The organism is Streptomyces sp. NPDC033165, assembly GCF_055577965.1.
This window is the reverse complement of record NZ_JBVIPK010000014.1, coordinates 53,635-76,126: the sequence shown is the minus strand read 5'-3', so window position 1 is coordinate 76,126 and position 22,492 is coordinate 53,635. Positions and strand designations below refer to the sequence as shown.

General features: G+C 72.3%; 27 protein-coding genes and 1 riboswitch. Of the genes, 12 read left to right on the top strand and 15 right to left on the bottom strand.

The window, feature by feature from the left end; translation table 11 throughout:
• Positions 1 to 107: 107 nt before the first annotated feature.
• Together ACZ5WC_RS27215 and ACZ5WC_RS27210 are read left to right on the top strand one after the other, a co-directional pair.
• Complete coding sequence (locus ACZ5WC_RS27215) at positions 108 to 1,268, top strand: 8-amino-7-oxononanoate synthase (protein ID WP_468543268.1); 1,161 nt, start codon at positions 108 to 110, stop codon at positions 1,266 to 1,268.
• A 181-nt stretch (positions 1,269 to 1,449) separates the two neighbouring features.
• A complete protein-coding gene (locus ACZ5WC_RS27210) occupies positions 1,450 to 1,890 on the top strand; it encodes an ATP-binding protein (protein ID WP_468543267.1) in 441 nt (146 codons plus the stop codon).
• Positions 1,891 to 1,926: 36 nt separating this feature from the next.
• On the opposite strand, the gene ACZ5WC_RS27205 is transcribed toward ACZ5WC_RS27210, so the two are convergent.
• Entirely contained in the window at positions 1,927 to 2,853 is a 927-nt protein-coding gene (locus ACZ5WC_RS27205; protein WP_468543266.1) for a LysR family transcriptional regulator, read from the bottom strand.
• A 73-nt stretch (positions 2,854 to 2,926) separates the two neighbouring features.
• Between ACZ5WC_RS27205 and ACZ5WC_RS27200 the strand changes: the two genes are divergently transcribed.
• A complete protein-coding gene (locus ACZ5WC_RS27200) occupies positions 2,927 to 3,574 on the top strand; it encodes a LysE family translocator (protein WP_468543265.1) in 648 nt (215 codons plus the stop codon).
• Positions 3,575 to 3,618: 44 nt separating this feature from the next.
• On the opposite strand, the gene ACZ5WC_RS27195 is transcribed toward ACZ5WC_RS27200, so the two are convergent.
• From ACZ5WC_RS27195 to ACZ5WC_RS27185, 3 genes are all read right to left on the bottom strand, one after another.
• Positions 3,619 to 4,089 (bottom strand): C40 family peptidase, encoded by a 471-nt coding sequence (locus ACZ5WC_RS27195; RefSeq protein ID WP_468543264.1) that lies wholly within the window; start codon positions 4,087 to 4,089, stop codon positions 3,619 to 3,621.
• Positions 4,090 to 4,092: 3 nt separating this feature from the next.
• Positions 4,093 to 4,255: riboswitch (cyclic di-AMP (ydaO/yuaA leader) on the bottom strand.
• A gap of 375 nt (positions 4,256 to 4,630) precedes the next feature.
• Entirely contained in the window at positions 4,631 to 4,936 is a 306-nt protein-coding gene (locus tag ACZ5WC_RS27190) for a hypothetical protein (protein ID WP_468543263.1), read from the bottom strand.
• A gap of 48 nt (positions 4,937 to 4,984) precedes the next feature.
• Positions 4,985 to 5,590 (bottom strand): ATP-dependent Clp protease proteolytic subunit, encoded by a 606-nt coding sequence (locus ACZ5WC_RS27185; RefSeq protein ID WP_468543262.1) that lies wholly within the window; start codon positions 5,588 to 5,590, stop codon positions 4,985 to 4,987.
• 86 nt (positions 5,591 to 5,676) lie between these two features.
• On the opposite strand from ACZ5WC_RS27185, the gene ACZ5WC_RS27180 reads away from it, so the two are divergent.
• The 7 genes from ACZ5WC_RS27180 to ACZ5WC_RS27150 all read left to right on the top strand — a co-directional run bounded on the left by ACZ5WC_RS27180 (position 5,677) and on the right by ACZ5WC_RS27150 (position 10,707).
• Positions 5,677 to 5,961 carry a type II toxin-antitoxin system Phd/YefM family antitoxin gene (locus ACZ5WC_RS27180; RefSeq protein ID WP_468543261.1) on the top strand — a complete coding sequence of 95 codons (285 nt, stop codon included), beginning with the start codon at positions 5,677 to 5,679 and terminating at the stop codon, positions 5,959 to 5,961.
• A gap of 262 nt (positions 5,962 to 6,223) precedes the next feature.
• Positions 6,224 to 6,526 (top strand): urease subunit gamma, encoded by a 303-nt coding sequence (locus ACZ5WC_RS27175; protein WP_096626738.1) that lies wholly within the window; start codon positions 6,224 to 6,226, stop codon positions 6,524 to 6,526.
• 12 nt (positions 6,527 to 6,538) lie between these two features.
• Positions 6,539 to 6,850, top strand: coding sequence for an urease subunit beta (locus tag ACZ5WC_RS27170; protein ID WP_468543260.1), 312 nt, complete (start codon positions 6,539 to 6,541; stop codon positions 6,848 to 6,850).
• A complete protein-coding gene (locus ACZ5WC_RS27165) occupies positions 6,843 to 8,564 on the top strand; it encodes an urease subunit alpha (RefSeq protein ID WP_468543259.1) in 1,722 nt (573 codons plus the stop codon). Before ACZ5WC_RS27170 ends, ACZ5WC_RS27165 begins: the two co-directional genes overlap by 8 nt.
• Positions 8,565 to 8,580: 16 nt before the next feature.
• Entirely contained in the window at positions 8,581 to 9,243 is a 663-nt protein-coding gene (locus tag ACZ5WC_RS27160) for an urease accessory protein UreF (protein ID WP_468543258.1), read from the top strand.
• Positions 9,244 to 9,262: 19 nt separating this feature from the next.
• Positions 9,263 to 9,940 carry an urease accessory protein UreG gene (gene ureG / locus ACZ5WC_RS27155; RefSeq protein WP_468543257.1) on the top strand — a complete coding sequence of 226 codons (678 nt, stop codon included), beginning with the start codon at positions 9,263 to 9,265 and terminating at the stop codon, positions 9,938 to 9,940.
• Positions 9,937 to 10,707 carry an urease accessory protein UreD gene (locus tag ACZ5WC_RS27150; RefSeq protein ID WP_468543256.1) on the top strand — a complete coding sequence of 257 codons (771 nt, stop codon included), beginning with the start codon at positions 9,937 to 9,939 and terminating at the stop codon, positions 10,705 to 10,707. Before ureG ends, ACZ5WC_RS27150 begins: the two co-directional genes overlap by 4 nt.
• A gap of 22 nt (positions 10,708 to 10,729) precedes the next feature.
• Here the strand turns inward: ACZ5WC_RS27150 and ACZ5WC_RS27145 are convergent, their stop codons facing one another.
• From ACZ5WC_RS27145 to ACZ5WC_RS27115, 7 genes are all read right to left on the bottom strand, one after another.
• Complete coding sequence (locus ACZ5WC_RS27145; RefSeq protein ID WP_468543255.1) at positions 10,730 to 11,782, bottom strand: NAD-dependent epimerase/dehydratase family protein; 1,053 nt, start codon at positions 11,780 to 11,782, stop codon at positions 10,730 to 10,732.
• A 64-nt stretch (positions 11,783 to 11,846) separates the two neighbouring features.
• Entirely contained in the window at positions 11,847 to 12,563 is a 717-nt protein-coding gene (locus ACZ5WC_RS27140) for a lysophospholipid acyltransferase family protein (RefSeq protein WP_468543254.1), read from the bottom strand.
• Positions 12,564 to 12,639: 76 nt separating this feature from the next.
• Entirely contained in the window at positions 12,640 to 12,798 is a 159-nt protein-coding gene (locus tag ACZ5WC_RS27135; protein WP_468543253.1) for a hypothetical protein, read from the bottom strand.
• Positions 12,799 to 12,864: 66 nt separating this feature from the next.
• Positions 12,865 to 13,815: a cytochrome c oxidase assembly protein gene (locus ACZ5WC_RS27130; protein WP_468543252.1), complete on the bottom strand. Its 951-nt coding sequence runs from the start codon at positions 13,813 to 13,815 to the stop codon at positions 12,865 to 12,867.
• 111 nt (positions 13,816 to 13,926) lie between these two features.
• Positions 13,927 to 14,952 (bottom strand): 6-phosphofructokinase, encoded by a 1,026-nt coding sequence (locus tag ACZ5WC_RS27125; protein WP_468543251.1) that lies wholly within the window; start codon positions 14,950 to 14,952, stop codon positions 13,927 to 13,929.
• Between the two features lie 142 nt (positions 14,953 to 15,094).
• Entirely contained in the window at positions 15,095 to 15,823 is a 729-nt protein-coding gene (locus tag ACZ5WC_RS27120) for a type 1 glutamine amidotransferase (RefSeq protein WP_468543250.1), read from the bottom strand.
• A gap of 34 nt (positions 15,824 to 15,857) precedes the next feature.
• Positions 15,858 to 17,096: a MurT ligase domain-containing protein gene (locus ACZ5WC_RS27115; RefSeq protein WP_311118611.1), complete on the bottom strand. Its 1,239-nt coding sequence runs from the start codon at positions 17,094 to 17,096 to the stop codon at positions 15,858 to 15,860.
• Between the two features lie 113 nt (positions 17,097 to 17,209).
• Between ACZ5WC_RS27115 and def the strand changes: the two genes are divergently transcribed.
• Entirely contained in the window at positions 17,210 to 17,755 is a 546-nt protein-coding gene (gene def / locus ACZ5WC_RS27110; RefSeq protein ID WP_468543249.1) for a peptide deformylase, read from the top strand.
• An 11-nt stretch (positions 17,756 to 17,766) separates the two neighbouring features.
• Here the strand turns inward: def and ACZ5WC_RS27105 are convergent, their stop codons facing one another.
• On the bottom strand, positions 17,767 to 18,450 hold the full coding sequence (locus ACZ5WC_RS27105) for a TetR/AcrR family transcriptional regulator (RefSeq protein ID WP_468543248.1): 684 nt from the start codon (positions 18,448 to 18,450) through the stop codon (positions 17,767 to 17,769).
• Positions 18,451 to 18,632: 182 nt separating this feature from the next.
• On the opposite strand from ACZ5WC_RS27105, the gene ACZ5WC_RS27100 reads away from it, so the two are divergent.
• Complete coding sequence (locus ACZ5WC_RS27100; RefSeq protein ID WP_468543247.1) at positions 18,633 to 19,859, top strand: acyl-CoA dehydrogenase family protein; 1,227 nt, start codon at positions 18,633 to 18,635, stop codon at positions 19,857 to 19,859.
• Positions 19,860 to 19,920: 61 nt separating this feature from the next.
• Here the strand turns inward: ACZ5WC_RS27100 and ACZ5WC_RS27095 are convergent, their stop codons facing one another.
• The 3 genes from ACZ5WC_RS27095 to ACZ5WC_RS27085 are packed head-to-tail and all read right to left on the bottom strand — an operon-like array spanning position 19,921 to position 22,379.
• Positions 19,921 to 20,409 (bottom strand): glutathione peroxidase, encoded by a 489-nt coding sequence (locus ACZ5WC_RS27095; protein ID WP_468543246.1) that lies wholly within the window; start codon positions 20,407 to 20,409, stop codon positions 19,921 to 19,923.
• A gap of 50 nt (positions 20,410 to 20,459) precedes the next feature.
• Positions 20,460 to 20,984 carry a GNAT family N-acetyltransferase gene (locus ACZ5WC_RS27090; RefSeq protein ID WP_468543245.1) on the bottom strand — a complete coding sequence of 175 codons (525 nt, stop codon included), beginning with the start codon at positions 20,982 to 20,984 and terminating at the stop codon, positions 20,460 to 20,462.
• Positions 20,985 to 21,041: 57 nt separating this feature from the next.
• Positions 21,042 to 22,379 carry a chloride channel protein gene (locus tag ACZ5WC_RS27085; RefSeq protein ID WP_468543244.1) on the bottom strand — a complete coding sequence of 446 codons (1,338 nt, stop codon included), beginning with the start codon at positions 22,377 to 22,379 and terminating at the stop codon, positions 21,042 to 21,044.
• Positions 22,380 to 22,492: the final 113 nt, after the last annotated feature.

Genomic DNA, 22,492 nt, shown 5'->3' with positions numbered 1-22,492 from the left:
GGAGAGCCGGGCGAGGGTGTGTGTATTGCCACACCCTGACCTGCTGCGCACCCGGTTAGGGTCTGTTGGCTGCCTACAAAGGGCCCGCCTACCCCTAGGGACCTCCCATGCCCTTCGCCCCGTTCGACTGGATCGACGACGAGGCCCGCCGCAGGGCCGACGCCGGACTCGTACGGACCCTGCGTCCACGCGGTGCCGAGCCGGAGCTGCTGGACCTCGCGAGCAACGACTACCTCGGCCTGACCCGGCACCCGGAGGTCACCGCCGCCGCGGCCGGTGCGGCCCGCCGCTGGGGCGCGGGCGCGACGGGGTCCCGGCTGGTCACCGGCTCCACCGCGCTGCACGCCGAACTCGAACGGGAGCTCGCCGCCTTCTGCGGTTTCGAGGCCGCCCTCGTGCTCTCCTCCGGGTACGCCGCCAACCTCGCCGCGCTGACCGCGCTGTCCGGGCGCGGCTCGCTCATCGTGTCCGACGCGGGCAACCACGCTTCCATCGTGGACGGCTGCCGCCTCTCCCGCGCCGAGACCGCCGTCGTCCCGCACGCCGACCCGGACGCCGTCGCCAAGACGCTCCGCGGGCACGAGGGCCGGGCGCTCGCCGTCACCGACTCGGTCTTCTCCGTCGACGGCGACGCCGCCCCGCTGCCCGCACTCGCCGACGCGTGCCGCTCCGCGAACGCCGCCCTGATCGTGGATGACGCCCACGGCCTCGGCGTCCTCGGCGACGGCGGCCGCGGCGCGCTCGCCGCCGCGGACCTGGCGGGCGATGAGGGAGTCGTCGCCACGCTCACCCTCTCCAAGTCCCTGGGCAGCCAGGGCGGCGCGGTCCTGGGACCGGCCCGGGTCGTGGAGCACCTGGTCAACACCGCCCGGACGTTCATCTTCGACACCGGCCTCGCACCGGCGGCGGCGGGCGGCGCGCTCGGCGCCCTCGGGGTGCTGCGCCGGGAGCCCGACCGCGCGGCCAGGGCCCGGGCCGTCGCGACGGCCCTGCATACGAGGCTCACCGCCGCCGGGCTGACCGCCGCCCGCCCCGACGCGGCCGTCGTCTCCGTACGGGCGCCGTCGGCGGACGCGGCGGTGCGCTGGGCGGCCGACTGCCGAACGGCCGGAATGGCCGTGGGCTGCTTCCGCCCGCCGTCGGTCCCGGACGGCATCTCGCGGCTGCGGCTGACCGCTCGGGCCGACCTGACGGAGGAGCAGATCACGGCCGCGGTGGCCACGATCGCCGCCACCGCTCCCCGGGAGGCCTTCGCCCCGGTCGGCTGACCCGCGCAGGGGCGCGACGCCCGGCCACGCCGTACGGGTCCCGAATTCACCGCTTCGAGCGACAGATATCTGCATATCCTGGCCGAACACCGTTACAGAGAGCTTCATCAGTGGCAATCTGGCGCGAAGCACAATCCCGGGCGGCCACGGCCGACCGGGCCGGGAAAGGGACGGCGTCGCCATGGCAGACCATCAGGAAGCAACCGTCACTCTGCCGAGCGATCCGGCCTCGGTCTCCGCGGCCCGCAGATATGTCGCCGGCACCCTCGCCGACTGGGGTCTGTCCGGTGACACCGAGTTCGCCGACACCGTCCGGCTGATCATCTCGGAGCTGGCGACCAACGCCGTCCAGCACACGTTCGGCCAGTCGCCCACCTTCACCGTGGACCTGCGCCTCGAACGCGACGAGGAACTGCGCCTGGGTGTGACGGACAGTCACCCCCGCTGGCCCCAGCGGCTGCCCGCCGCCGTACGGCAGGACAACGGCCGCGGCATGGTCATCATCCGGGCGCTGGCCAAGGAGTGCGGTGGCCGCCTCCAGGTCACCCCGACCGCCGAGGGCGGAAAGACGGTCCTGGTCGCGCTGCCGTGGGCGGTCCAGGTCCAGGGCCTCGCGGGCTGAGCACGTCGGTCGTACGGGGACGCGGGCGGGCGGCGGTCAGCTCGCCCCGGACCCGCCGCTTCCGCGCCCGAACCCGCCCCGCAGCAGGGCGAGCAGCGTCGCGGCGGCGGCCGTCGCCCGCCCGCCGTGGTGTGCGACCGAAATGGTCCGGCGGAACGACGCGGGCTCCAGCCGTCGCACCGACAGCGGGGCCGACGACATCGACGCGACCATCTCCGGCACCACCGCCACGCCGAGCCCCGCGCTGACCAGCGCGCACACCAGGGCGTACCCGGGGGACTCGCAGACCACCGCCGGGGTCGCGCCCGCCTCGGCGAGCGCGTTCTCCACCCCTTGCCGAGGCGGATGCGTGGGCGCGCTGCTGATCAACGGCCGCCCGGCCAGCTCGGTGACCGCGAGCCGCCCGGTGCCCTCGGCGAGCCGGTGGCCCACCGAGGTCACCAGGACCAGCTCCTCGACCAGCAGGGGCTCGACGACGATCCCCACCGGCGGCGGGCCCGAGCCCGACGGTTCGTAGGTGTGGGTCAGGGCGAGATCGACGTCACCCGCGACCACCGCGGCGATCCCGCCGGGCGGTTCGTAGTCCGTGACGGCCAGCTCGACATCCGGATGGGCCCGCCGGAACGCGCTCAGAACCGGAGGCAGCAGATGGACCCCGGCCGTCGTGAACGTCCCCACCCGCAGCCTGCCCCCGGAGAGCCCGGCCAGCTGCGCCAGCTCGTGGCGCGCCTGGTCCAGCTCGTCCAGCACCCGCCGGGCCCGTACCGCCAGCAGCTCGCCGGCCGCCGTCAGCCGCGCCCCGCGGTGGTGGCGCACCAGCAGCGCCGCCCCCGCCTCCCGCTCCAGCTTGGCCAGCTGCTGGGAGAGCGCGGGCGCGGTGTAGCCCAGGCGGGCGGCCGCCCTCGTGATCGATCCGGCCTCCGCGACCGCGACGAGCGCCGTGAGCCGTGTCGGGTCGTACATGAAGCGTTCCTTTAGGCAGACCCAGAAGATTGCAAGTACACGCTAAAGGCTCCGGCGGTCCAGGCTGGACCTCATGGACGCACAGCTGATCGCCTTCACGGGGGTCGCCGCCGGGATGGTCGCGCTGCCCGGCGCCGACTTCACCGTCGTCGTACGCAACGCCCTGGCCTCGCGCACCGCCGGACTGGCCACCGCCCTCGGCGTCGCCGGCGGGCTTCTGGTGCACACCGCGCTCGCGGTCGCCGGGCTCGCCGCGGTGCTGGTGACGATGCCCGTGCTCTTCCGCACCGTCCAACTGCTCGGCGGCGCGTATGTCCTCCACCTCGGGCTCGGCGCCCTCTACGCGTTCCACCGCCGTCGCCGCGAGGACCCCGGCGGAACGCCGGACGACGCGCCGGGCCGGGCCGCGCCCCGGGAGTTCGGGCGGGCGCTGCGCCAGGGCTTCCTGACCAACGCCCTCAACCCGAAGGCCCCGGTCCTCTTCCTCAGCCTGCTGCCGCAGTTCGTCCCGCACGGGCAGCCGCCGCTGCCCAGGACCCTGCTGCTGGCGGCCGTCGTGGTGGCGCTGGCGCTGATCTGGTTCCCGGCCGTGGCCCTGCTCGTGGACCGGCTGGGCCGGTGGCTGCGCCGACCGCGTACCGCCCGCGCCATCGAGGGCGGCAGCGGTGTGGCGCTCACCGGTCTGGGGCTCGCGCTGGTGACCGGCCCGCTCCTGCGCTGACGAGAGCGTTGCTCCCGCACGGAAGAAGAGCGTCCGGTCGGCGGTCAGCGGACCCGTCCGTACCAGACGCTCTTGGACCAGATTTTCGCCAGTCGCACCACGTCCCCCGATTTGGGAGAGTGCCAGATCTTCCCCGACCCGGCGTAGATGCCCACGTGGTAGACCCCGCGCCCTGAATGGAAGAAGACGAGGTCGCCGCGTTTGCGCTGCGACTTCGGGATATGCCGGGTCTTGTTGTACTGCTGCTGTGCCGTACGCGGAAGCTTCTTCCCGGCCTTCTTGAACGAGTAGAGCGTCAGCCCCGAGCAGTCGAAGCGGCTCGGACCGGCCGCCCCGTACTTGTAGGGAGCCCCCTTCTTCGACGCGGCGACCTTCAGCGCCTTCGTCGAGTGGGCGGCGGCTTCGGCATCGTTCACCAGACCGGGCGCCAGCATCGCGGATGTCACGGCAAAGGTGAGTGCCGAGGCCGTTCCGACCCGGGCGAACAGAGACGGGACATGAACCTGCGCAGTCATGCGCAACCCTTCGTCAGCCGCCTGTGAAGGATGACCTGTCGGGTTCGGGCTGGCGAAGTCGCCCGGCCGCGATGCGGCTTCACCCCGAGGGCTTCCCGGTCTCCCGGTCGGCCCGTTGTGCTCGGGTCCTCCACTCCTGCCGATCCACTTCTGTCGACCAGTCATCCGGGCGGCGGCAGGACTCGGCGTCCGCCCGGACCGCCCCGCCGCGGCGGCGGGGGCTTGTCGTCCCAGGGATCTTGACCTACTCGACGCCGGATTTCCGCGCTGAAACGGTGATATGTGAGTCTCCTCACCACTGATCCATACGAGTGGACAGGGAAGATCCGCCGCTGTCGACACAGCGGGCGCCTCGCCTCGCACCAGCAACGAAAGCGAACATTTCGAGCACGGTCCGCGCGCCGAAAGCAAGTTGAGCCATCCCTCGTGAGGGTGATCGCCTACGCCGAACGAGCGAGGAGAACTGATCGCCGGGCCGGGCGTGTCGTGCGGCTCGGCGACCGGTCCGCTCCCGTAATGCGCTCCCGGTGCGCGGAGCCGGTCAGTTGGCGGGAGGCGGCATGCCGACGCGGCCCGCCCTGCGCTCCCCGTCCAGGACGCGCAGGGCCCGCGCCAGTGTGGCCGCGTGGATCCGCGACTCGCCGCGTTCGTGCATCAGGGCCAGGGAGTCGCGCAGGGCCGCCGCCCCGGACGCCAGGGCCTGGGCGGCCCGCAGCGCGCTGTAGGTGTCGCTGCCGCGCGCCGGGTTGATCCGGCCCATCTGGTCGAGTACGGCCAGATAGCAGTCGACGAACTCCGCCTCCGCGCGGGTCAGTGCGGGCAGGGGCGGGAACTCCGGTGGGAGCATGGGCGGTTCACCTCGCGTCGTGCGGCAGGCCGGGGGAGAGGGAACGGTTCAGCGGTTCTCCACGACGTGGTCGACCAGCCCGTAGGCGCGGGCGGCCTGCGCGTCGAGGATGGTGTCGCGCTCGATGTCGGCGGTGACCTGCTCGGCGGTCCGGCCCGTGTGCCGGACCAGCATGGCCGCGAACATCTCGCGGGTGCGCACCAGTTCGCGTGCGTGGATCTCCAGATCGGACGGCTGGCCCCGCATCGGTTCCTCCAGTGCGGGTTGCTGAATGACTACCCGCGCACCGGGCAGGGCATGTCGGCGGCCCGGCGCCCCGGCCCCCAGCAGGCCGGCGGCGTAGGAGCCGGCCTGCCCCAGGCAGAAGGTCTCCACCTCGCAGGTCAGGTACTGCATCGTGTCGTAGACCGCTGCCATGGCCCCGAACGAGCCGCCGGGGGAGTTGATGTAGAGCGACAGTGGCCGGTCGGGTTCGGCGTGCTCCAGATACATGAACTGGGCGATCAGATCGCTCGCCGCGGTGTCGTCGATCGGGGTCCCGAGGAACACGATCCGCTCGGACAGCAGCTTGGAGTACGGGTCCAGCGTCCGGCTGCCGGTCGCGGTGCGCTCGGTGAACTCGGGCAGTACATATCGGGCGGCGGGGCGGATCATGGCGGTGCCTCTCTCCTGGGTGCGCTGCCTGCGTACGCGGCTCGGTAAAAAATGTACAGGACGTACAGAAGGTTATGATGGGGACTATGGCCTACGAGATTCCGGTGACGCAAGCACGGGCGGAGCTCGCCGAACTGATCAACCGCGTCGTCTACGGCGGTGAACGCGTCGTCGTGACCCGGCACGGAAAGCCGCTGGTGGCGCTGGTGTCCGCTGCTGACCTGCAACGACTCGAAGCGGAGGGGACCGCCGCCGAGGAGCAGGTGATCAGTTCGGTCTCCTCGATCGGCTCCGCCGCCTCAGCTCAGGGCGAACGCCGCCGCTTCGGCATCGCCGCCGAGCACCGCGGCCACGACGACCGCGACGTCTGACACCCGGGCAGCCGCGCGGGGCCCCAGGGGCGGCGGCGCCGGGTCCGTATACGACCCGTCCCCCGACCGAAGGGCGCGCGGTGGCCTCGGCCGATGTCCACGGCTCCGCAAAAGACCAGTTAACGCAACGGAAAAACTTCCGCCCTAACGTGCAATACCTGGTCGCGAGGGTCCGTTTCCCCGGTCGGCGAACTGCCGTGCGGGGTTAGGGTCCCGCTGCGTCCGGAGCCAGGAACCGGACGGAAGACGATGAGGTGGAAGCGTGCAACTGACCCCGCACGAGCAGGAGCGTCTGCTCATCCATGTGGCCGCGGACGTGGCCGAGAAGCGCCGGGCACGCGGGCTGCGGCTCAACCACCCCGAGGCCGTCGCCCTGATCACCGCCCATCTGCTCGAAGGCGCCCGGGACGGCCGCACCGTCACCGAACTCATGGCCTCCGGCCGCAAGCTCCTCACCCGGGACGAGGTCATGGACGGCATCCCCGAGATGCTCCACGACGTCCAGGTCGAGGCCACCTTCCCGGACGGCACCAAGCTCGTCACCGTCCACGACCCGATCGTCTGACGGGCCGCGCCGATGATTCCCGGAGAGATCCTGCACGGGGACGGGGACATCCCCCTCAACGAGGGCCGGACGGTCACCCGGCTCACCGTCCTCAACGCCGCCGACCGTCCCGTCCAGGTCGGCTCCCACTACCACTTCGCCGAGGCCAACCCCGGGCTCGCCTTCGACCGCGCGGCCGCCCACGGGCTGCGGCTGAACATCGCCGCCGGTACGGCCGTCCGCTTCGAACCCGGCATCCCCGCCGACGTCGAACTCGTCCCCCTCGCCGGCCGCCGCGTCGTCCCCGGCCTGCGCGGTGCCACCGGAGGTGCCCTCGATGCCTGACCTCAGCAGGGCCGTGTACGCCGACCTGTTCGGGCCCACGACCGGTGACCGCATCCGCCTGGCCGACACCGATCTGTTCGTCGAGATCGAGGAGGACCGCTCCGGAGGCCCCGGACACGCGGGCGACGAGGCGGTGTTCGGCGGCGGCAAGGTGATCCGCGAGTCCATGGGCCAGGCCCGCACCACCCGGGCCGAGGGTGCGCCCGACACCGTCGTCACCGGGGCCGTCGTCATCGACCACTGGGGCATCGTCAAGGCTGACATCGGCATCCGCGACGGCCGCGTCACCGGCATCGGCAAGGCCGGGAACCCGGACACCATGGACGGGGTCCACCCCGACCTGGTGATCGGCCCGGAGACCGAGATCATCGCGGGCAACGGCAAGCTGCTCACGGCCGGAGCGGTGGACGCCCACGTCCACTTCATCTCGCCGACCCTGATCGACCAGGCGCTCTCCAGCGGCATCACCACGCTCGTCGGCGGCGGCACCGGCCCCGCCGAAGGCACCAAGGCCACCACCGTCACCCCGGGCCCCTGGCACCTCGCCCGGATGTTCGAGGCGCTGGAGGCCTTTCCCGTCAACATCGGGCTGCTCGGCAAGGGCAACACCATGTCGCGGGACGCCATGCACTCCCAACTGCGCGGCGGCGCCCTCGGCTTCAAGATCCACGAGGACTGGGGCGCGACGCCCGCCGTGATCGACGCCTGTCTGAGCGTCTGCGAGGAGACGGGCGCCCAGCTCGCCATCCACACCGACACCCTCAACGAGGCCGGGTTCGTCGCCGACACCCTCGCCGCCGTCGCCGGGCGCACCATCCACGCGTACCACACCGAGGGTGCGGGCGGCGGGCACGCGCCCGACATCATCACCGTGGTCTCCGAGCCGTACGTCCTGCCGAGCTCGACCAACCCGACCCGGCCGCACACCGTCAACACCATCGAGGAACACCTCGACATGCTGATGGTCTGCCACCACCTCAACCCCGCCGTCCCCGAGGACCTGGCGTTCGCGGAGTCCCGCATCCGGCCCTCCACCATCGCGGCCGAGGACATCCTCCACGACCTCGGCGCGATCTCCATCATCTCCTCCGACTCGCAGGCGATGGGCCGCATCGGCGAGGTGATCCTGCGGACCTGGCAGACCGCCCACGTCATGAAGAAGCGGCGTGGAGCCCTGCCCGGGGACGGCCGGGCCGACAATCGCCGGGTCCGTCGCTATATCGCCAAATACACCATCAATCCGGCGGTCGCACAGGGCATGGGCCACGAGATCGGCTCGGTCGAGACCGGCAAGCTCGCCGACCTCGTGCTGTGGGACCCGGCGTTCTTCGGCGTCAAGCCGCAGACCGTCATCAAGGGCGGGCAGATCGCGTACGCGCAGATGGGCGACGCCAACGCCTCCATCCCGACACCCCAGCCGGTCATGCCCCGGCCGATGTTCGGCGCGCTGGGCCGGGCGGCGGCCCACGGCTCCTTCAACTTCGTCTCCACGGCCGCCATCGAGGACGCTCTGCCCGAGCGGCTCGCCCTGAACAAGCGGTTCGTGCCGATCACCAGCACCCGGGGGGTCACCAAGGCGGACATGCGGGAGAACGACGCGCTCACCGACGTCCACGTCGACCCCGACAGCTTCGCCGTCACCATCGACGGGGAGCCGGTCGAACCCGCACCCGCGGCGGAACTGCCCATGGCCCAGCGCTACTTCCTCTTCTGAGCCGGGACCGCCGCCCATGTCACGCGCAGCCCTCCTCGTCCTCGCCGACGGCCGGTTCCCCGCCGGCGGCCACGCCCACTCCGGTGGCGCCGAACCGGCCGTCGCCCAGGGGCGCGTCCGCGACGCCGACTCCCTCGCCGCCTTCTGCCGGGGCCGTCTCCACACGACCGGGCTCACCTCCGCCGCCCTCGCCGCGGCGGCCGCCCACGGCATCGACCCGCTCGCCCTGGACGAGGCCGCCGACGCCCGTACGCCCTCGCCCGCACTGCGGACCACCGCCCGGAAGCTGGGCCGCCAGATGATGCGGGCCGCCCGCGCCACCTGGCCCAGTGCCGAACTCGACGCCCTCGCCGGGGCCCGGCCGCGCGGCGCCCACCAGCCCGTCGTCCTCGGGCTCACCGCGCGGGCGGCGGGCCTGGGCCCCGAGGACGCCGCGCACTGCGTCGCGTACGAGACCGTCAGCGGCCCCGCCACCGCCGTCGTCCGGCTCCTCTCCCTCGACCCCTTCCACGCCACCGCCGTACTCGCCCGACTCGCCCCCGACCTGGACCAGGTCGCCGAACAGGCCGCCGAGGCCGCCCGCCGGGGCATCGGCGCCCTGCCCGCCGCCTCGGCCCCGCTGCTCGACATCACCGCCGAGGCGCATGCCGCCTGGCCGGTCCGCCTCTTCGCCTCGTAGCCCGCACACAGGAGTCCTCATGCACCTCGGACACACCCACGACGGCCCCGCCGCTGTCAGCGCCGACGCCGCCCGCCCCGACGGAACCCGGCGCGCCCTGCGCATCGGCCTCGGCGGGCCCGTCGGCTCCGGCAAGACGGCCACCGTCGCCGCCCTCTGCCGGGAACTGCGCGACCGGCTCTCCATCGCCGTCGTCACCAACGACATCTACACCCGCGAGGACGCCGCCTTCCTCCTCCGCAACGCCGTCCTGCCGCCCGAGCGCATCCAGGCCGTCGAGACCGGAGCCTGCCCGCACACCGCGATCCGCGACGACATCTCCGCCAACCTCGAAGCCGTCGAGGACCTGGAGGACGCGGTCGGCCCGCTCGACCTGATCCTCGTCGAGTCCGGCGGGGACAACCTCACCGCCACCTTCTCCAAGGGCCTCGTCGACGCCCAGATCTTCGTCATCGACGTCGCGGGCGGAGACGACATCCCGCGCAAGGGCGGCCCCGGCGTCACCACCGCCGACCTCCTCGTCATCAACAAGACCGACCTCGCCCCGTACGTCGGCTCCGACCTGGAACGGATGGCCCTGGACGCCAAGCAGCAGCGCGGTGAACTCCCCGTCGCCTTCACCTCGTTGACCTCCACCGAGGGCGTCGGGCCGGTCGCGGACTGGGTGCGCGCGCAGCTCGCCGCCTGGACCGCATGAGCGTCCGCGCCACGGCCCGGCTCCGCGCCGAGCCCGACGGACGGGGCTCCACCGCCCTGCCCGTCCTGGAGAGCGACGGGCCGCTCGCCCTGCGCCGCACCCGCTCGCCGCACCCCGCGTACGCCCGGGTCACCGTCGTCGGCGCGATGAGCGCCCCGCTGGGCGGCGACCGCCTCGCCGTCCGGGCGGAGGCCGCCGACGGCGCCCGCCTCACGGTCGACTCGGCGGCGGCCACCGTCGCACTGCCGGGACCGCGCGCGGACGGCGAGCCCGCCACGTACGCCGTGGAGCTGCACGTGGGGGAGGGGGCCGTCCTGCGCTGGCTCCCCGAACAGCTGGTCTCCGCCCGCGGCAGCGACCTCCATCAGACCACCCGGGTCGAACTCGCCGCCACCGGCCGCCTGCTGCTGCGCGAGGAGCAGATCCTCGGCCGACACGGCGAAGCCACCGGGGCCCTCACCACCCGGCTCACCGTCCACCGCGCGGGCCGCCCCCTCCTCGACCAGCAACTGGCCTACGGACCCGGGGCGCCCGACGGCTGGGACGGCCCGGCGGTGCTCGGCGGCCACCGGGCCGTGGGCCAACTACTCCTGGTGGAACCGGCGTTCGAGGAGGCACCGCCGCCCGCGCGCCTCCTCGGGCCCACCGCCGCCCTCACCCCGCTCGCCGGCCCCGCCGTCCTGGTGACCGCCGTGGCCGCCGACGCCCGCCTGCTGCGCGCCATCCTGGACGACGCGATGCACGAGCTGAAGGCCTGCCCGGAGTGAGGGCGGGCTGCCCGGGGTCGGTTCAGCGGCGGCCCCGGTCGTACGCCTCCAGCCAGGCGTCCTCCGCCGCGTAGTCGAAGAGCCCCTCGCCGTAGTTCCTGAGCATCTTCGGGAACGCCTCCCGCCAGTCCCGTCCCGCCAGCTCACCGGCGAGCCACTCCACCGTCTCCGGCAGCGACTCGGCATATCCCGTCACCGGCCGGTACCCGAGCTCCTTCTCGGCGGCCGTCATGTCGTACACCACGGGATACGGGATGCTCCAGGGGCTGTCGCCCACGGAGCCCTCGGGCGGCGCGCCGTCGATCAGCACCGTCTCCGTCTCCCGGCCGAGCACGTCGTCGACGGCCGACGCGATCTGCGCCACCGTGGGGGCCTCGGGGTCGCCCGCGTTCAGGACCCGTGAGCCCGGTCGCCGGGCGGCCAGCCGGATCAGCTCCGCCGCGTTGGAGACATGGACCGGGTGGAAGCGGCTCTCCCCGCCGTACGCCAGCACCCGCCGCTTCCGGCCGTCCAGCAGCCGCTTCACCAGATACAGCTCGCGAGGCGTCCGGCAGTACGGTCCGTGGATCGCGCCGGCCCGCAGCAGGGTCACCGGCAGGGCGTCGCCCGCAGCCAGCAGTTCCCGCTCCAGCAGCACCTTCCGGGTACCGTACGAGGCGTCCCCCGGTGCCACCGTGCGCTGGGTCTCCGGCAGCGGCACCGGGTAGCGGGGGAAGCCGTCCGGCTCGGCCTGGGTGTCGAAACCGCGGCCCCGGTCGTCCTCGTACACCGCTCCGCTGGAGATCACGACCGCCGAGCCGATCCGTCCGGCCAGCCCGGTCAGCTGCCGGGCGTGCGCGCCCTCAAACGCCACCATGTCCACCAGCACGTCACAGCCGTCGCCCAGGGCTCTGCCGAGGGCCCCCTCCTCGTCCCGGTCGAGCGCGACCGCCCGGACCCCGTCGTCCCACCGCCCGTCCCGGCCGCCGCCCCGTGAGGCCGCGGTGACCTCCCAGCCGTCCGCGGTCAGCGCCCGCACCGCGGCCCGCCCGATCTGACCCGTCGCTCCCAGTACCCATGCGTGTCCCTGGCTCATGGGCCCGACGCTAGGGGCTGGGCCCCGTCCGGGCCAGAGCGCTCCGCTGACGGCGAATCCGCCGTCAGCGTCGCAGTCCGGGGAACTTCCGCGGCGGCTCGGCCGCCTGCTCGGCCGCCTTCACCTTCGCCGCGTACTCGTCGACGTACTCCTGGCCCGACAGTTCGAGGATCGCGTACATGATCTCGTCCGTGACGGCCCGGATCGCGGCCTTCTGGTTCTCCATGCCCGCGTAGCGGGAGAAGTCCAGCGGTTCGCCGAAGCGGATCGCGACCTGCTTGATCTTCGGTACGACCCGGCCGGGCGGCTGGATCTCGAAGGTGCCCACCATGGCGCAGGGGACCACCGGCACCCCCGCGGTGATCGCCATCACCGCCACGCCGACCTTGCCCTTGTAGAGCCGCCCGTCGTGCGAGCGGGTGCCCTCCGGGTAGATCCCCAGCAGCTCGCCCCTGCCCAGCACCCCGAGCCCCTCGCGGATCGCGGCCTGCCCCGCGTCCTTCCCGGACCGGTCCACCGGGATCTGGCCCGCGCTGCGGAAGAACGCGGCGGTCAGCCGCCCCTTGAGCCCCGGGCCCGTGAAGTACTCGGCCTTCGCCAGGAAGGTGATGCGGCGCTTGATGATGGCGGGCATGAGGAAGTGGTCGGAGAAGGAGAGGTGGTTGCCCGCGACGATCGCCGCGCCCTCCTCCGGAATGTTCCCCAGGCCCTCGGTGCGAGGCCGGAACAGCAGCCGCAGGACCGGCCCCAGTACGACGTATTTCAGGATGTAGTAGAACACCTTGTGCGTCCACCTCGCTCTGCCGGGCCGACGTCAGGGCTGCGTAGGGGCCCCGGCGCCCGCCCGCAGTGCGCGGTCAGATGTCCTGGGTGGCCAGCATGCCGAGGGTGCACAGACCCAGCACCACCCAGCCGAACCACAGCCAGCCACTGCTTCCCAGTGCCACCGTGTACGCGGTCACCGCGACCAGCGCCCCGACGGTCATGTATCCCATGGTTTTCGTCGATCCGGACATGCGCGCACGCTCCTCGTCGGCCGCGCGGCCGTTGTCCCCATGGTCACCCCGGATGTGCCCCGGGCGCTACCGTCCGCGGGCCTGCAATGACGCCAGATAGGCGTTGTACGCCTCCAGCTCCTGGTCCCCGTCGCGGTCGGCGGCCCGGTCCGAGCGCCGGGCGGCGCGCTGCTCGGAGTGGTACCACTGGTAGACGAGCGCGATCAGGACCAGCACGGACGGGATCTCGCTGAACGCCCAGGCGATGCCGCCCGCCCAGTTCTGGTCGCTCAGGGCGTCGATGCCCAGCGAGGCGGGCGGGTTCTCGTACGTCTTCACCATCGGCGTGGTCGCCATCATCAGCGCGATCCCGAAGAACGCGTGGAACGGCATCCCGGCGAACAGCTCCAGCATCCGCATCACATAGCCGGGGCGGTGCGGGCCCGGGTCCACGCCCATGATCGGCCAGAAGAAGACCAGGCCGACGGCGAGGAAGTGCACCATCATTCCGATGTGGCCGGGCTTGGAACCCATCAGGAAGTCGAAGACCGGCGTGAAGTACAGCGCGTAGAGGCTGGCGATGAAGATCGGGATCGTGAACGCGGGATGCGTGACGATCTTGATGTACCGGCTGTGCAGCAGCTTCAGGAGCAGTTCCCGCGGCCCGGTCCGCCCCCGGCCCGCCGGCGGCAGCGCCCGCAGAGCCAGCGTCACCGGAGCGCCCAGGAGCAGCAGGATCGGCGACAGCATGCTGATCACCATGTGCTGCACCATGTGCACGCTGAACATGACCATGCCGTAGTCGTTGAGCTTCGTGCACATCACCAGTGCGATGCTCAGCACGCCCACGACGAAGAACACGATCCGGCTCACCGGCCAGCCGTCCCCCCGCCGACGCAGCCGCACCACGCCGTACCCGTACAGGGCGAGGGCGAGGAGGCAGCCGGTCAGGAAGAACGGTTCCAGGGAGAGCTCCAGCCCCCGTCCCAGCGTGAACGGCGGCAGATCCATGTTCATGCCGTGCCCGCTGTGATCCATCTGTTCACTCCTGATGGGGACACATCCCCGTTTCGTGCCGGTTGTCCGGTACAGCGTAGAACTGCCCCCGGCCGCGGTTGCGGCCGGGGGCAGTTCTCGGGGAGCGGGCGGCTACAGGACGCACTCCGCCTCGGCGTACCGCTCGGCGGGGACCGTCTTGAGCGTCTGTACCGCTTCGGCCAGCGGGACCATGGCGATGTCGGTGCCGCGCAGCGCGGTCAGCATCCCGAACTCGCCCCGGTGCGCCGCCTCCACCGCGTGCCAGCCGAACCGGGTCGCCAGGACCCGGTCGTACGCGGTGGGGGTGCCGCCGCGCTGGACGTGGCCGAGGATGACCGGGCGGGCCTCCTTGCCGAGCCGCTGCTCCAGCTCCCCGGAGAGCTGGGTGGCCACCCCGGCGAACCGCTCGTGGCCGTAGATGTCCTTCGTGCCCTGCTCGAACTGCATGGAGCCCGCACGCGGCTTGGCGCCCTCGGCCACCACCACGATGGCGAACTTCTTGCCCGCCGAGAAGCGCTTGCCGACCAGCTCGGTCAACTCGTCGATGTCGAAGGGGCGCTCGGGCACCACGATGGCGTGGGCGCCGGCGGCCATCCCGGAGTGCAGGGCGATCCAGCCGGTGTGCCGGCCCATGACCTCGACGATCAGCACCCGCTGGTGCGACTCGGCCGTGGTCTTGAGCCGGTCCAGCGCCTCGGTGGCGACACCGACGGCGGTGTCGAAGCCGAAGGTGACGTCGGTGGAGGCGATGTCGTTGTCGATGGTCTTGGGGACCCCGACGATGGGCAGACCGGCCTCGGAGAGCAGGTTGGCGGCCTTGAGGGTGCCTTCGCCGCCGATCGGGATGATCGCGTCCAGCCCGAGGTCCGCGACGTGGCCGCGGGCCCGCTCCACCCCGTCGCGCAGATGCGCGGGCTGGACGCGGGAGGAACCGAGGATCGTGCCGCCGCGGGCCAGGATGCCGCCCACCGCGTCGAGGTCGAGCTTGCGGTAGTCGGCCTCCAGCAGGCCCTTCCACCCGTCGTGGAAGCCGATGACCTCGTCGCCGTGGTCCACCACCGCACGGTGCACGACGGAACGGATGACGGCGTTGAGGCCGGGGCAGTCGCCACCGGAGGTGAGTACGCCAATGCGCATGGCCCGAAAACCTTTGCAACGTGGGTCGACGACCGGACCACGTCGTCCGGTTGGATCCCCGCCACCCTACCGGCGCGGGGTGGCGGGACCGAACCGGACGTCCGCCTGCTGGACTCCGCTCAACCGAGCGGAAAACGCCTCATCAGGCGGGCTGTGTCGCGGCGGCGATCCGCTCGGCGCGCAGCGCCTCGTACCACCGGTCGTCCGTGGGCGGCAGCGCGTTCACGTCGAGGGCGAGCTTCAGCAGGTGATCGGCGATCTGCGGGTTGCGGGCCAGCACGGGACCGTGCATGTACGTCCCGAAGACCGTGTCGTTGTACGCGCCCTCCGTGCCGTCCCCGGTGCCGTTGCCCCGGCCGAACCGCACCCGGGCGAACGGCCGTGCCGTCGGGCCGAGATGGGTGACGCCCTGGTGGTTCTCGAACCCGGTCAGCGGCTCCAGGCCGAGCTGCGGGTCGATGTCCGCCAGTACGTCGCCGACACACCGCGCACCCTCGCCGCGGGTCGAGACCACGTCGAGCAGACCGAGGCCCTGCTCGCGCTCACCGAGGTCGTTGATGAACTCGTGCCCGAGGATCTGGTAGCCCGCGCAGACCGAAAAGATGATCGCGCCGTTGGCCGCGGCCCGGCTCAGCCCGCCGTCGCGGCGCAGCCGCTCGGCCGCGAGGCGCTGCGGCCGGTCCTCACCGCCGCCGATCAGATAGACGTCGCCGGAAGTCGGCACCGGCTGGTCGCTGCGCACGTCGACCCGCTGCACGTCCAGGCCGCGCTGCCGGGCCCGCCGCTCCACGACCAGGGCGTTGCCCTGGTCGCCGTAGGTGCTGAGGAGGTCGGGGTAGACCCAGACCAGACGCAGACCGTTGTTGTTCATGCTTCGTCCTCTCCGGAGGTGGCCGGGGCCGGGGTCAGTTGCCGACACGACGGCGCAGATCCTGGAAGGCGGTGTAGTTGGCGATGACCTCGATACGGCCGGGCGGGGCGTACTGCACGGCCTCGTCGAGGTTCTCGCAGACCCGGAAGTCGAGACCGGCGACTTCCAGGCGGACCGCGAGGTCCAGCTTGCGGTCGCCGAGCACGAAGATCGGGTGACCGGCCAGCTGGGTGTAGTCCACGTCCCACAGCCAGGAGGTGTCCGTGCCGTCCGCGCCGCGGGCGTTCACCGAGAGGATCACCGGTGTCGGCGGCGGGTCGATCAGCGAGAACGTCTCCAGCCAGCCCGCCGGGTTCTTCGCCAGCAGGAGGCGCAGCTCACGGTTCTGGAAGGTGACGACGTCGTACCGTCCGGCGACCGCCTGCACCTGGTACATCCGCTCCAGGGCGACCTGCGGCGGCACCCCGAAGACGGCGGCGACGGCGGCCGAGCTGGCGGCGTTCGCCTTGTTGGCGCGGCCGGGCAGCTGGAGGTGGATCGGCCAGGCCGAACCGTGCGGGTCCAGGACGTAGTCGCCGTTGAGCGCCCAGCTCGGGGCGGGGCGCCGGAAGCCGCACTGCCCGCAGAACCAGTCGTCGCCGGGGCGCTGCATCACACCGCCGCAGGACGGGCAGGACCAGGCGTCGTCCTTCCACGCCTGACCGGCCGCCACCCACACCACGTTGGCGGAGGAGGAAGCCGCCCAGACGACCAGCGGGTCGTCCGCGTTCGCGATGATCACGGCCTTGGAGCCGGACAGGCCCTCGCGCCAGTGCTCGGCCATCATCCGGGTCTCGGCCGCGCGGTCCAGCTGGTCGCGCGAGAGGTTGAGCAGGGCGATCGCCTTGGGGGTGGTGTCGCGCGCGACACCGGCCAGATACTTCTCGTCGACCTCGATCACGCCGAACTTCGCGTCCGAGCCGCCTGCCAGCGCGGAGGTGATGCCCGCGGGCATGTTCGCGCCGAGCGCGTTCGAGACGACGGGCCCCGCGGCCCGCAGCGCCTCGGCGATCAGTCGGGTGGTGGTCGTCTTGCCGTTCGTCGCCGACACGAGGATCACGTCCAGGTGTTGCGCCAGCCGCCCCAGCAGGTCGGGGTCGAGTTTGAGCGCCACCCGGCCGCCGATCACCGATCCGCTGCCCCGCCCCGCGGCGCGTGACACCGCCGCCGCGGCCTTGCCCGCCGTCACGGCCAGCTTGGCCCGCGGCGACAACGGCTCCGTGTTGCCTGCCATCGTCCTAGATCCTCCTTGCATCGGTCCGCGTCCAGCCTATCGATGTCCGGTGCGGCGACCGCACCGCGGCACCACGGGAACTTCCGGGCCCGGCGGAACGTACGCTTGCCGCCATGCGAAACCGCCCGATCCCCGGCAGCTCCGGTCTCGTCCGAGAGATGAGTCTGCTCGGCGACCCGTTGCTCCACCGGCCCTGCGAGGACGTCACGGAGTTCGGTCCGTCGCTCGCGAAGCTGGTCGAGGACATGTTCGCCACGATGTACGCCGCACAGGGTGTCGGGCTCGCCGCCAACCAGATCGGCGTCCCGCTCAGAGTGTTCGTCTACGACTGCACGGACGACGACGATGTCCGCCATCTGGGACATGTGGTCAATCCCGAACTGGTCGAGGCGGACGGACTCACCGTACGCGGACCGGAGGGCTGTCTGTCACTTCCGGGTCTGGAAGCGGGCACGGAACGCTTCGACCACGCGGTCGTGGAGGGCCTGACGATGACGGGCGAGCCGGTGCGGATCGCGGGCACGGGGTGGTTCGCCCGCTGCCTCCAGCACGAGTGCGACCATCTGGAGGGCACCGTCTACACGGACCGGCTGACCGGGCTGCGGCGGACCCGGGCGCTGCGCGCGGCACGGCGTGCGCCCTGGGCCCGTAACGGCTGAGCCCCCGTTTCTCAGAACCCCGGGCCGCCCGGGATGTCGCGGTCGCCCGCCTCCGCGAGCCGCCCCCACAGCAGGTCGGCGAGGCTGCGCACCAGCCGCTCGCGGGAGCAGGGCCGGTCGGCGAGCCACCAGTCGCCCGCCGCGTGCATCATGCCCACGATGCCGTGGCCCCAGATGCGTGCCATCTGCTCGCTGTCGGGCCCGAGGTCCACCCGCTCGACGATCACCTGGCCCAGCTCCTCGCCGAGCCGGCGCAGCAGCGGGGCGGAGTGGCGGCCGACGTCGAAGCCCTGCTCGGGCGAGGGGCCGGTGTCGCCGGAGGCGGTTGCGTCGGCGGCGTTCTCGGAGGGATGCATCAGGAAGCGGTAGACCTGGGGGCGGGCCTCGATCGCGGCGAGGTAGGTGTCGAGCGTGGACTCCACCCGTGCGCGGCGCTCCGCGGGGGCGTCCAGGGCCGCCCGCAGGGCGCTGAGGAGCGCGTCGGTGTGGCGCTTGGCCAGCGCGCGGTAGAGCCCGCCCTTGTCCCCGAAGTGGCGGTAGAGGATCGGTTTGGTGATCCCGGCCTCGGCGGCGATCGCGTTCATCGAGGCCTGCGGGCCGTCCCTGAGCACCACCCGGTCCGCGGCTTCGAGCAACTCGCGGCGTCGGCGCTCCGCCGCGGTCCGCTGTCGCTCCGCGCCTCGTGCGGTCTCCATGTCGTCTCTCCCACCCCTGCCGCGCGGTGCCGTCGCACCGCTCCTGCACGCCTGCGCAACGTAACACTCCGCCGTGCGGGCGGTTGATCGGCACTGGGGCGTTGACAGTTGCTACTTGCCAGTAACACACTGTGGTTACCGCAAGTAACGCATGCTTTTGCCGCAGTGCCTGGAGGGGAAACATGGCCGAGTTCACGCTTGACCTCAACGACGACCAGAAGCAGGTCCGCGACTGGCTCCACGGCTTCGCGGCGGATGTCATCCGCCCCGCCGCCTCGGAGTGGGACGAGCGTGAGGAAACGCCCTGGCCCGTCATCCAGGAAGCGGCCAAGGTCGGCATCTACTCCCTCGACTTCTACGCCCAGCAGTTCTTCGACCCTACGGGGCTCGGCATCCCCATGGCTATGGAAGAGCTGTTCTGGGGCGACGCGGGCATCGCCCTGTCCATCGTCGGTACGGGCCTGGCGGCCGTGGGCGTCCTCGCCAACGGCACCGAGGAGCAGATCGGCACCTGGATCCCGCAGATGTACGGCGACGCCAACGACGTGAAGGTCGCCGCCTTCTGCTCCTCCGAGCCCGACGCCGGCTCCGACGTCGCCTCCATGCGGACGCGCGCCGTCTACGACGAGGCCAAGGACGAGTGGGTCCTCAACGGGACCAAGACCTGGGCGACCAACGGCGGCATAGCGGGCGTCCACGTGGTCGTCGCCGTCGTCGACCCCGAGCTCGGCTCCAAGGGCCACGCCTCCTTCATCGTGCCGCCGGACACCCCCGGCCTCTCCCAGGGCCAGAAGTTCAAGAAGCACGGCATCCGGGCCTCCCACACCGCCGAAGTGGTCCTGGAGGACGTCCGCGTCCCCGGCCACTGCCTCCTCGGCGGCAAGGACAAGCTCGACGAACGCCTCGCCCGCGCCCGGGAGCGCGCCAAGGCGGGCGGCGAGCGGGTGAAGAACGCGGCGATGGCCACCTTCGAGGCCTCCCGCCCGGCCGTCGGCGCGATGGCCGTGGGCACCGCCCGCGCCGCGTACGAGGTCGCCCTCGACTACGCGAAGACCCGCAGCCAGTTCGGCCGCCCGATCATCGACAACCAGGGCATCGCCTTCCAGCTCGCCGACATGCGCACCCGCATCGACGCCGCCCGGATGCTGGTCTGGCGCGCTTCCTGGATGGCCACCACCGGCAAGCCGTTCACCGCGGCCGAGGGCTCCATGTCGAAGCTCTACGCGAGCGAGACCGCCCGGGACGTCACCGCACAGGCGATCCAGATCCTCGGCGGCAACGGCTTCACCCGGGAGTACCCGGTCGAGCGGATGCACCGCGACGCGGCGATCTACACCATCTTCGAGGGCACCAGCGAGATCCAGCGCCTGGTGATCGCCCGCACCCTGTCGGGCATGCCGATCCGCTAGCGGACAGCCGGAAGGGGGGGCCGCCCGGGAACACGTCCCGGACGGCCCCCCCTTCCCCTGCTCAGGAAGGCAGCTGCGCCTCGATCGCCGCCACGACCTCCGTCGCCTCCGGCTCGGTGCGCGGGCGGATGCGGGCCACCGGCTCACCGGCCGGCGAGATCACGAACTTCTCGAAGTTCCACTGGACGTCCCCGGCCTCCCCGTCCGCGTCCGTCACCTTCGTCAGCTCCGCGTACAGCGGATGCCGGTCCGCACCGTTGACCTCGATCTTCTCCAGCAGCGGGAAGCTGACCCCGTACGTCGTCGAGCAGAAGGTCCGGATCTCCTCCGGGCTGCCCGGCTCCTGCCCGGCGAACTGGTTGCAGGGTACGCCGAGCACGGTCAGCCCCCGGTCCCCGTAGGTCCGCTGCAACCGCTCCAGGCCCTCGTACTGGGGGGTGAGCCCGCACTTGGAGGCCACGTTCACCAGCAGGACGGTCCGGCCGCTGTACGCGCCCAGCGTGGTCGGCTCGCCCGCGAGGGTGCGCAGCGGAATGTCGTGCAGCGTCATGAAGCTCTCCCTGGTCTGTGCGTGGTGGTGCCCATTGTGCCGCCCGCCGCTCACGGGGCGGCGAGCTCCTTGTAGTAGAAGGTGGTCGGCTTGAGGCTGCCCGCGGGATCAGCCGCGTATCCCGGCACGGAGCCGACCTTCGTCCAGCCCGCCTTGCAGTAGACCTGCTCGGCCAGGCTGCCGGACTCCGTGTCCAGGATCAGCAGCGTGATGCCCTCGGAGGTGGCGTACGCCTCCACGGCGTCCAGCAGCGCCCGGCCGAGTCCCTGGCCCCGGGCGGAGGGGCGGACCATCAGCTTGGCGACCTCCGCTCGGTGGCGGGCGTTCGGCAGCGGCGCGCGGACCAACGCGATCGTGCCCGACACCCGCGCGCCCTCCCGGGCGATCCAGATGGCGACCTGCCCGGCCTCCACCGCCCCGGCGCGCTCCCGCCACCAGACGGCGGCCGCCTCGCGGTCCAGCGGGGCCAGGAAACCGACCGAGGACCCCTCCTCGACGGTCTCCACCAGCAGCTCGGCCATCTCGTCGGCGTACGTGACCAGTTCGGGGGCGGTCACGTGGACGATCTCGGTCATGGGGAGGGACCTTTCACGAATCAGGAGCAGGAGCCGGGCGGAAACCCACGGGGACGATCACACCGCCTTCGGCCCTGCCCTGTCCACCGGCGCGGGCGTCAGCCGGAGGGTGACCACGTACGCCACCACCACCGCCACGATCACCAGCGGCATCACGGTGAGCCCCTCCCTGCCCAGCAGGAGCGTCGCCAGGAGCACCGAGGTCATCGGCAGCCGCAGCATCGCCACGCACATGGCTCCGATACCCATCGCGAACCCCGCGGTGAGATGAAGCCCCGGCAGATGGGACAGCGCGATGCCGGCCGCCGCCCCCACGAACATCGCGGGGAAGACGGGGCCGCCCCGGAAACAGCTCAACGAGGCGCAGTAGGCGAGCGACTTGCAGACGATGAGCAGCACCAGCGCGCCGACCGAGTACTCCGCGCTCCCGGACAGGAGATGGCCCAGCTCGTGTTCGCCCGAGTACAGCACCTCGGACGCGGCCTTGCCCGACGTCTCGGCGTACACCAGCGCGAGCCCGCCGACGACCAGCCCCATCACCGCCGTGGCCACCACCGTCCGCCGCTCCACGCGTTCCTGCAGAGCCAGTGACAGCCGGCGGATGCCCGCACCGGCGAAGGCGGCCGCGACACCGAGAACCAGCGCCCACCCGAACCCGGCGATGCCGGGGGCCGCCGCCGGTGGAATCTCCCCCAAGGTCAGGGAGTAGGTGCCCAGACCCGTCCAGGAACCCAGCCCCGTGAAGATCAGCGCGCCGATCCCCGCGGAGAGCAGCCCGGGCACCAGGACCACGCCCAGCATCGGCCCGGCCAGCCCCGACACCTCCATCAGCAGGAACGCGCCCAGCAGCGGTGAACCCAGCAGGGCGCTCACCGCTGCGAAACTCCCCGAGGCCCCGACCAGGGCCCGCCCTTCCGGCGCCAGGTCCCGCTTGACGCGGCCCGCCGCCCAGACGGCCAGCCCGCCGCCCAGCGCGATCAGGGGCGCCTCCGGGCCGAGCACGGCACCCACGCCCAGGGAGAGCAGCGCCGCGAGAGCGATACCGGGCAGGTCCGCCGGGGCCGCGGGGCCGGTGGACACCAGCCCCTCCGCCGGCCGGTGCCCGCCCCCGCCCGGCAGCCGGCGGACGGTGAGCCCGACCAGGAGACCGGCGGCGCCGAGCAGCGGGACGGGCCACCACGACGGCGTCTCCTCGAAGCCCATCGCCCTCGGCAGCTCCGTGTACGTCAGCGACTGGAGCTCCGAGACCAGGGCGAGGAAGCCGAACGCGACCGCGGAGACGGGGACTCCGAGCAGCGCCGCCATCACCAGCAGGCCCGCGTACCTGCGTGTGCGGACCAGCGCGTAGGGGTCCTCCGATGCGGTGACGGGTTTGCCCGGAGGGGTGGCCGGCATGATCTCGACTCCTCGACGTGACGACCCCGGGGAGGGGTGGCGGCCCCGGGAGGGTGCCCCCACGGGTCCACGCCGGAATACCACGCACCGGCAAACCGGGCGCCTTCCTTCCG

Excerpts from the sequence above, each read along its gene's own strand:
- ACZ5WC_RS27215 (WP_468543268.1), top strand. The coding sequence starts at position 108 with ATGCCCTTCGCCCCGTTCGACTGGATCGACGACGAGGCCCGCCGCAGG.
- ACZ5WC_RS27210 (WP_468543267.1), top strand. The coding sequence starts at position 1,450 with ATGGCAGACCATCAGGAAGCAACCGTCACTCTGCCGAGCGATCCGGCC.
- ACZ5WC_RS27205 (WP_468543266.1), bottom strand. The coding sequence starts at position 2,853 with ATGTACGACCCGACACGGCTCACGGCGCTCGTCGCGGTCGCGGAGGCC.
- ACZ5WC_RS27200 (WP_468543265.1), top strand. The coding sequence starts at position 2,927 with ATGGACGCACAGCTGATCGCCTTCACGGGGGTCGCCGCCGGGATGGTC.
- ACZ5WC_RS27195 (WP_468543264.1), bottom strand. The coding sequence starts at position 4,089 with ATGACTGCGCAGGTTCATGTCCCGTCTCTGTTCGCCCGGGTCGGAACG.
- ACZ5WC_RS27190 (WP_468543263.1), bottom strand. The coding sequence starts at position 4,936 with ATGCTCCCACCGGAGTTCCCGCCCCTGCCCGCACTGACCCGCGCGGAG.
- ACZ5WC_RS27185 (WP_468543262.1), bottom strand. The coding sequence starts at position 5,590 with ATGATCCGCCCCGCCGCCCGATATGTACTGCCCGAGTTCACCGAGCGC.
- ACZ5WC_RS27180 (WP_468543261.1), top strand. The coding sequence starts at position 5,677 with ATGGCCTACGAGATTCCGGTGACGCAAGCACGGGCGGAGCTCGCCGAA.
- ACZ5WC_RS27170 (WP_468543260.1), top strand. The coding sequence starts at position 6,539 with ATGATTCCCGGAGAGATCCTGCACGGGGACGGGGACATCCCCCTCAAC.
- ACZ5WC_RS27165 (WP_468543259.1), top strand. The coding sequence starts at position 6,843 with ATGCCTGACCTCAGCAGGGCCGTGTACGCCGACCTGTTCGGGCCCACG.
- ACZ5WC_RS27160 (WP_468543258.1), top strand. The coding sequence starts at position 8,581 with ATGTCACGCGCAGCCCTCCTCGTCCTCGCCGACGGCCGGTTCCCCGCC.
- ureG (WP_468543257.1), top strand. The coding sequence starts at position 9,263 with ATGCACCTCGGACACACCCACGACGGCCCCGCCGCTGTCAGCGCCGAC.
- ACZ5WC_RS27150 (WP_468543256.1), top strand. The coding sequence starts at position 9,937 with ATGAGCGTCCGCGCCACGGCCCGGCTCCGCGCCGAGCCCGACGGACGG.
- ACZ5WC_RS27145 (WP_468543255.1), bottom strand. The coding sequence starts at position 11,782 with ATGAGCCAGGGACACGCATGGGTACTGGGAGCGACGGGTCAGATCGGG.
- ACZ5WC_RS27135 (WP_468543253.1), bottom strand. The coding sequence starts at position 12,798 with ATGTCCGGATCGACGAAAACCATGGGATACATGACCGTCGGGGCGCTG.
- ACZ5WC_RS27130 (WP_468543252.1), bottom strand. The coding sequence starts at position 13,815 with ATGGATCACAGCGGGCACGGCATGAACATGGATCTGCCGCCGTTCACG.
- ACZ5WC_RS27125 (WP_468543251.1), bottom strand. The coding sequence starts at position 14,952 with ATGCGCATTGGCGTACTCACCTCCGGTGGCGACTGCCCCGGCCTCAAC.
- ACZ5WC_RS27120 (WP_468543250.1), bottom strand. The coding sequence starts at position 15,823 with ATGAACAACAACGGTCTGCGTCTGGTCTGGGTCTACCCCGACCTCCTC.
- ACZ5WC_RS27115 (WP_311118611.1), bottom strand. The coding sequence starts at position 17,096 with ATGGCAGGCAACACGGAGCCGTTGTCGCCGCGGGCCAAGCTGGCCGTG.
- def (WP_468543249.1), top strand. The coding sequence starts at position 17,210 with ATGCGAAACCGCCCGATCCCCGGCAGCTCCGGTCTCGTCCGAGAGATG.
- ACZ5WC_RS27105 (WP_468543248.1), bottom strand. The coding sequence starts at position 18,450 with ATGGAGACCGCACGAGGCGCGGAGCGACAGCGGACCGCGGCGGAGCGC.
- ACZ5WC_RS27100 (WP_468543247.1), top strand. The coding sequence starts at position 18,633 with ATGGCCGAGTTCACGCTTGACCTCAACGACGACCAGAAGCAGGTCCGC.
- ACZ5WC_RS27095 (WP_468543246.1), bottom strand. The coding sequence starts at position 20,409 with ATGACGCTGCACGACATTCCGCTGCGCACCCTCGCGGGCGAGCCGACC.
- ACZ5WC_RS27090 (WP_468543245.1), bottom strand. The coding sequence starts at position 20,984 with ATGACCGAGATCGTCCACGTGACCGCCCCCGAACTGGTCACGTACGCC.
- ACZ5WC_RS27085 (WP_468543244.1), bottom strand. The coding sequence starts at position 22,379 with ATGCCGGCCACCCCTCCGGGCAAACCCGTCACCGCATCGGAGGACCCC.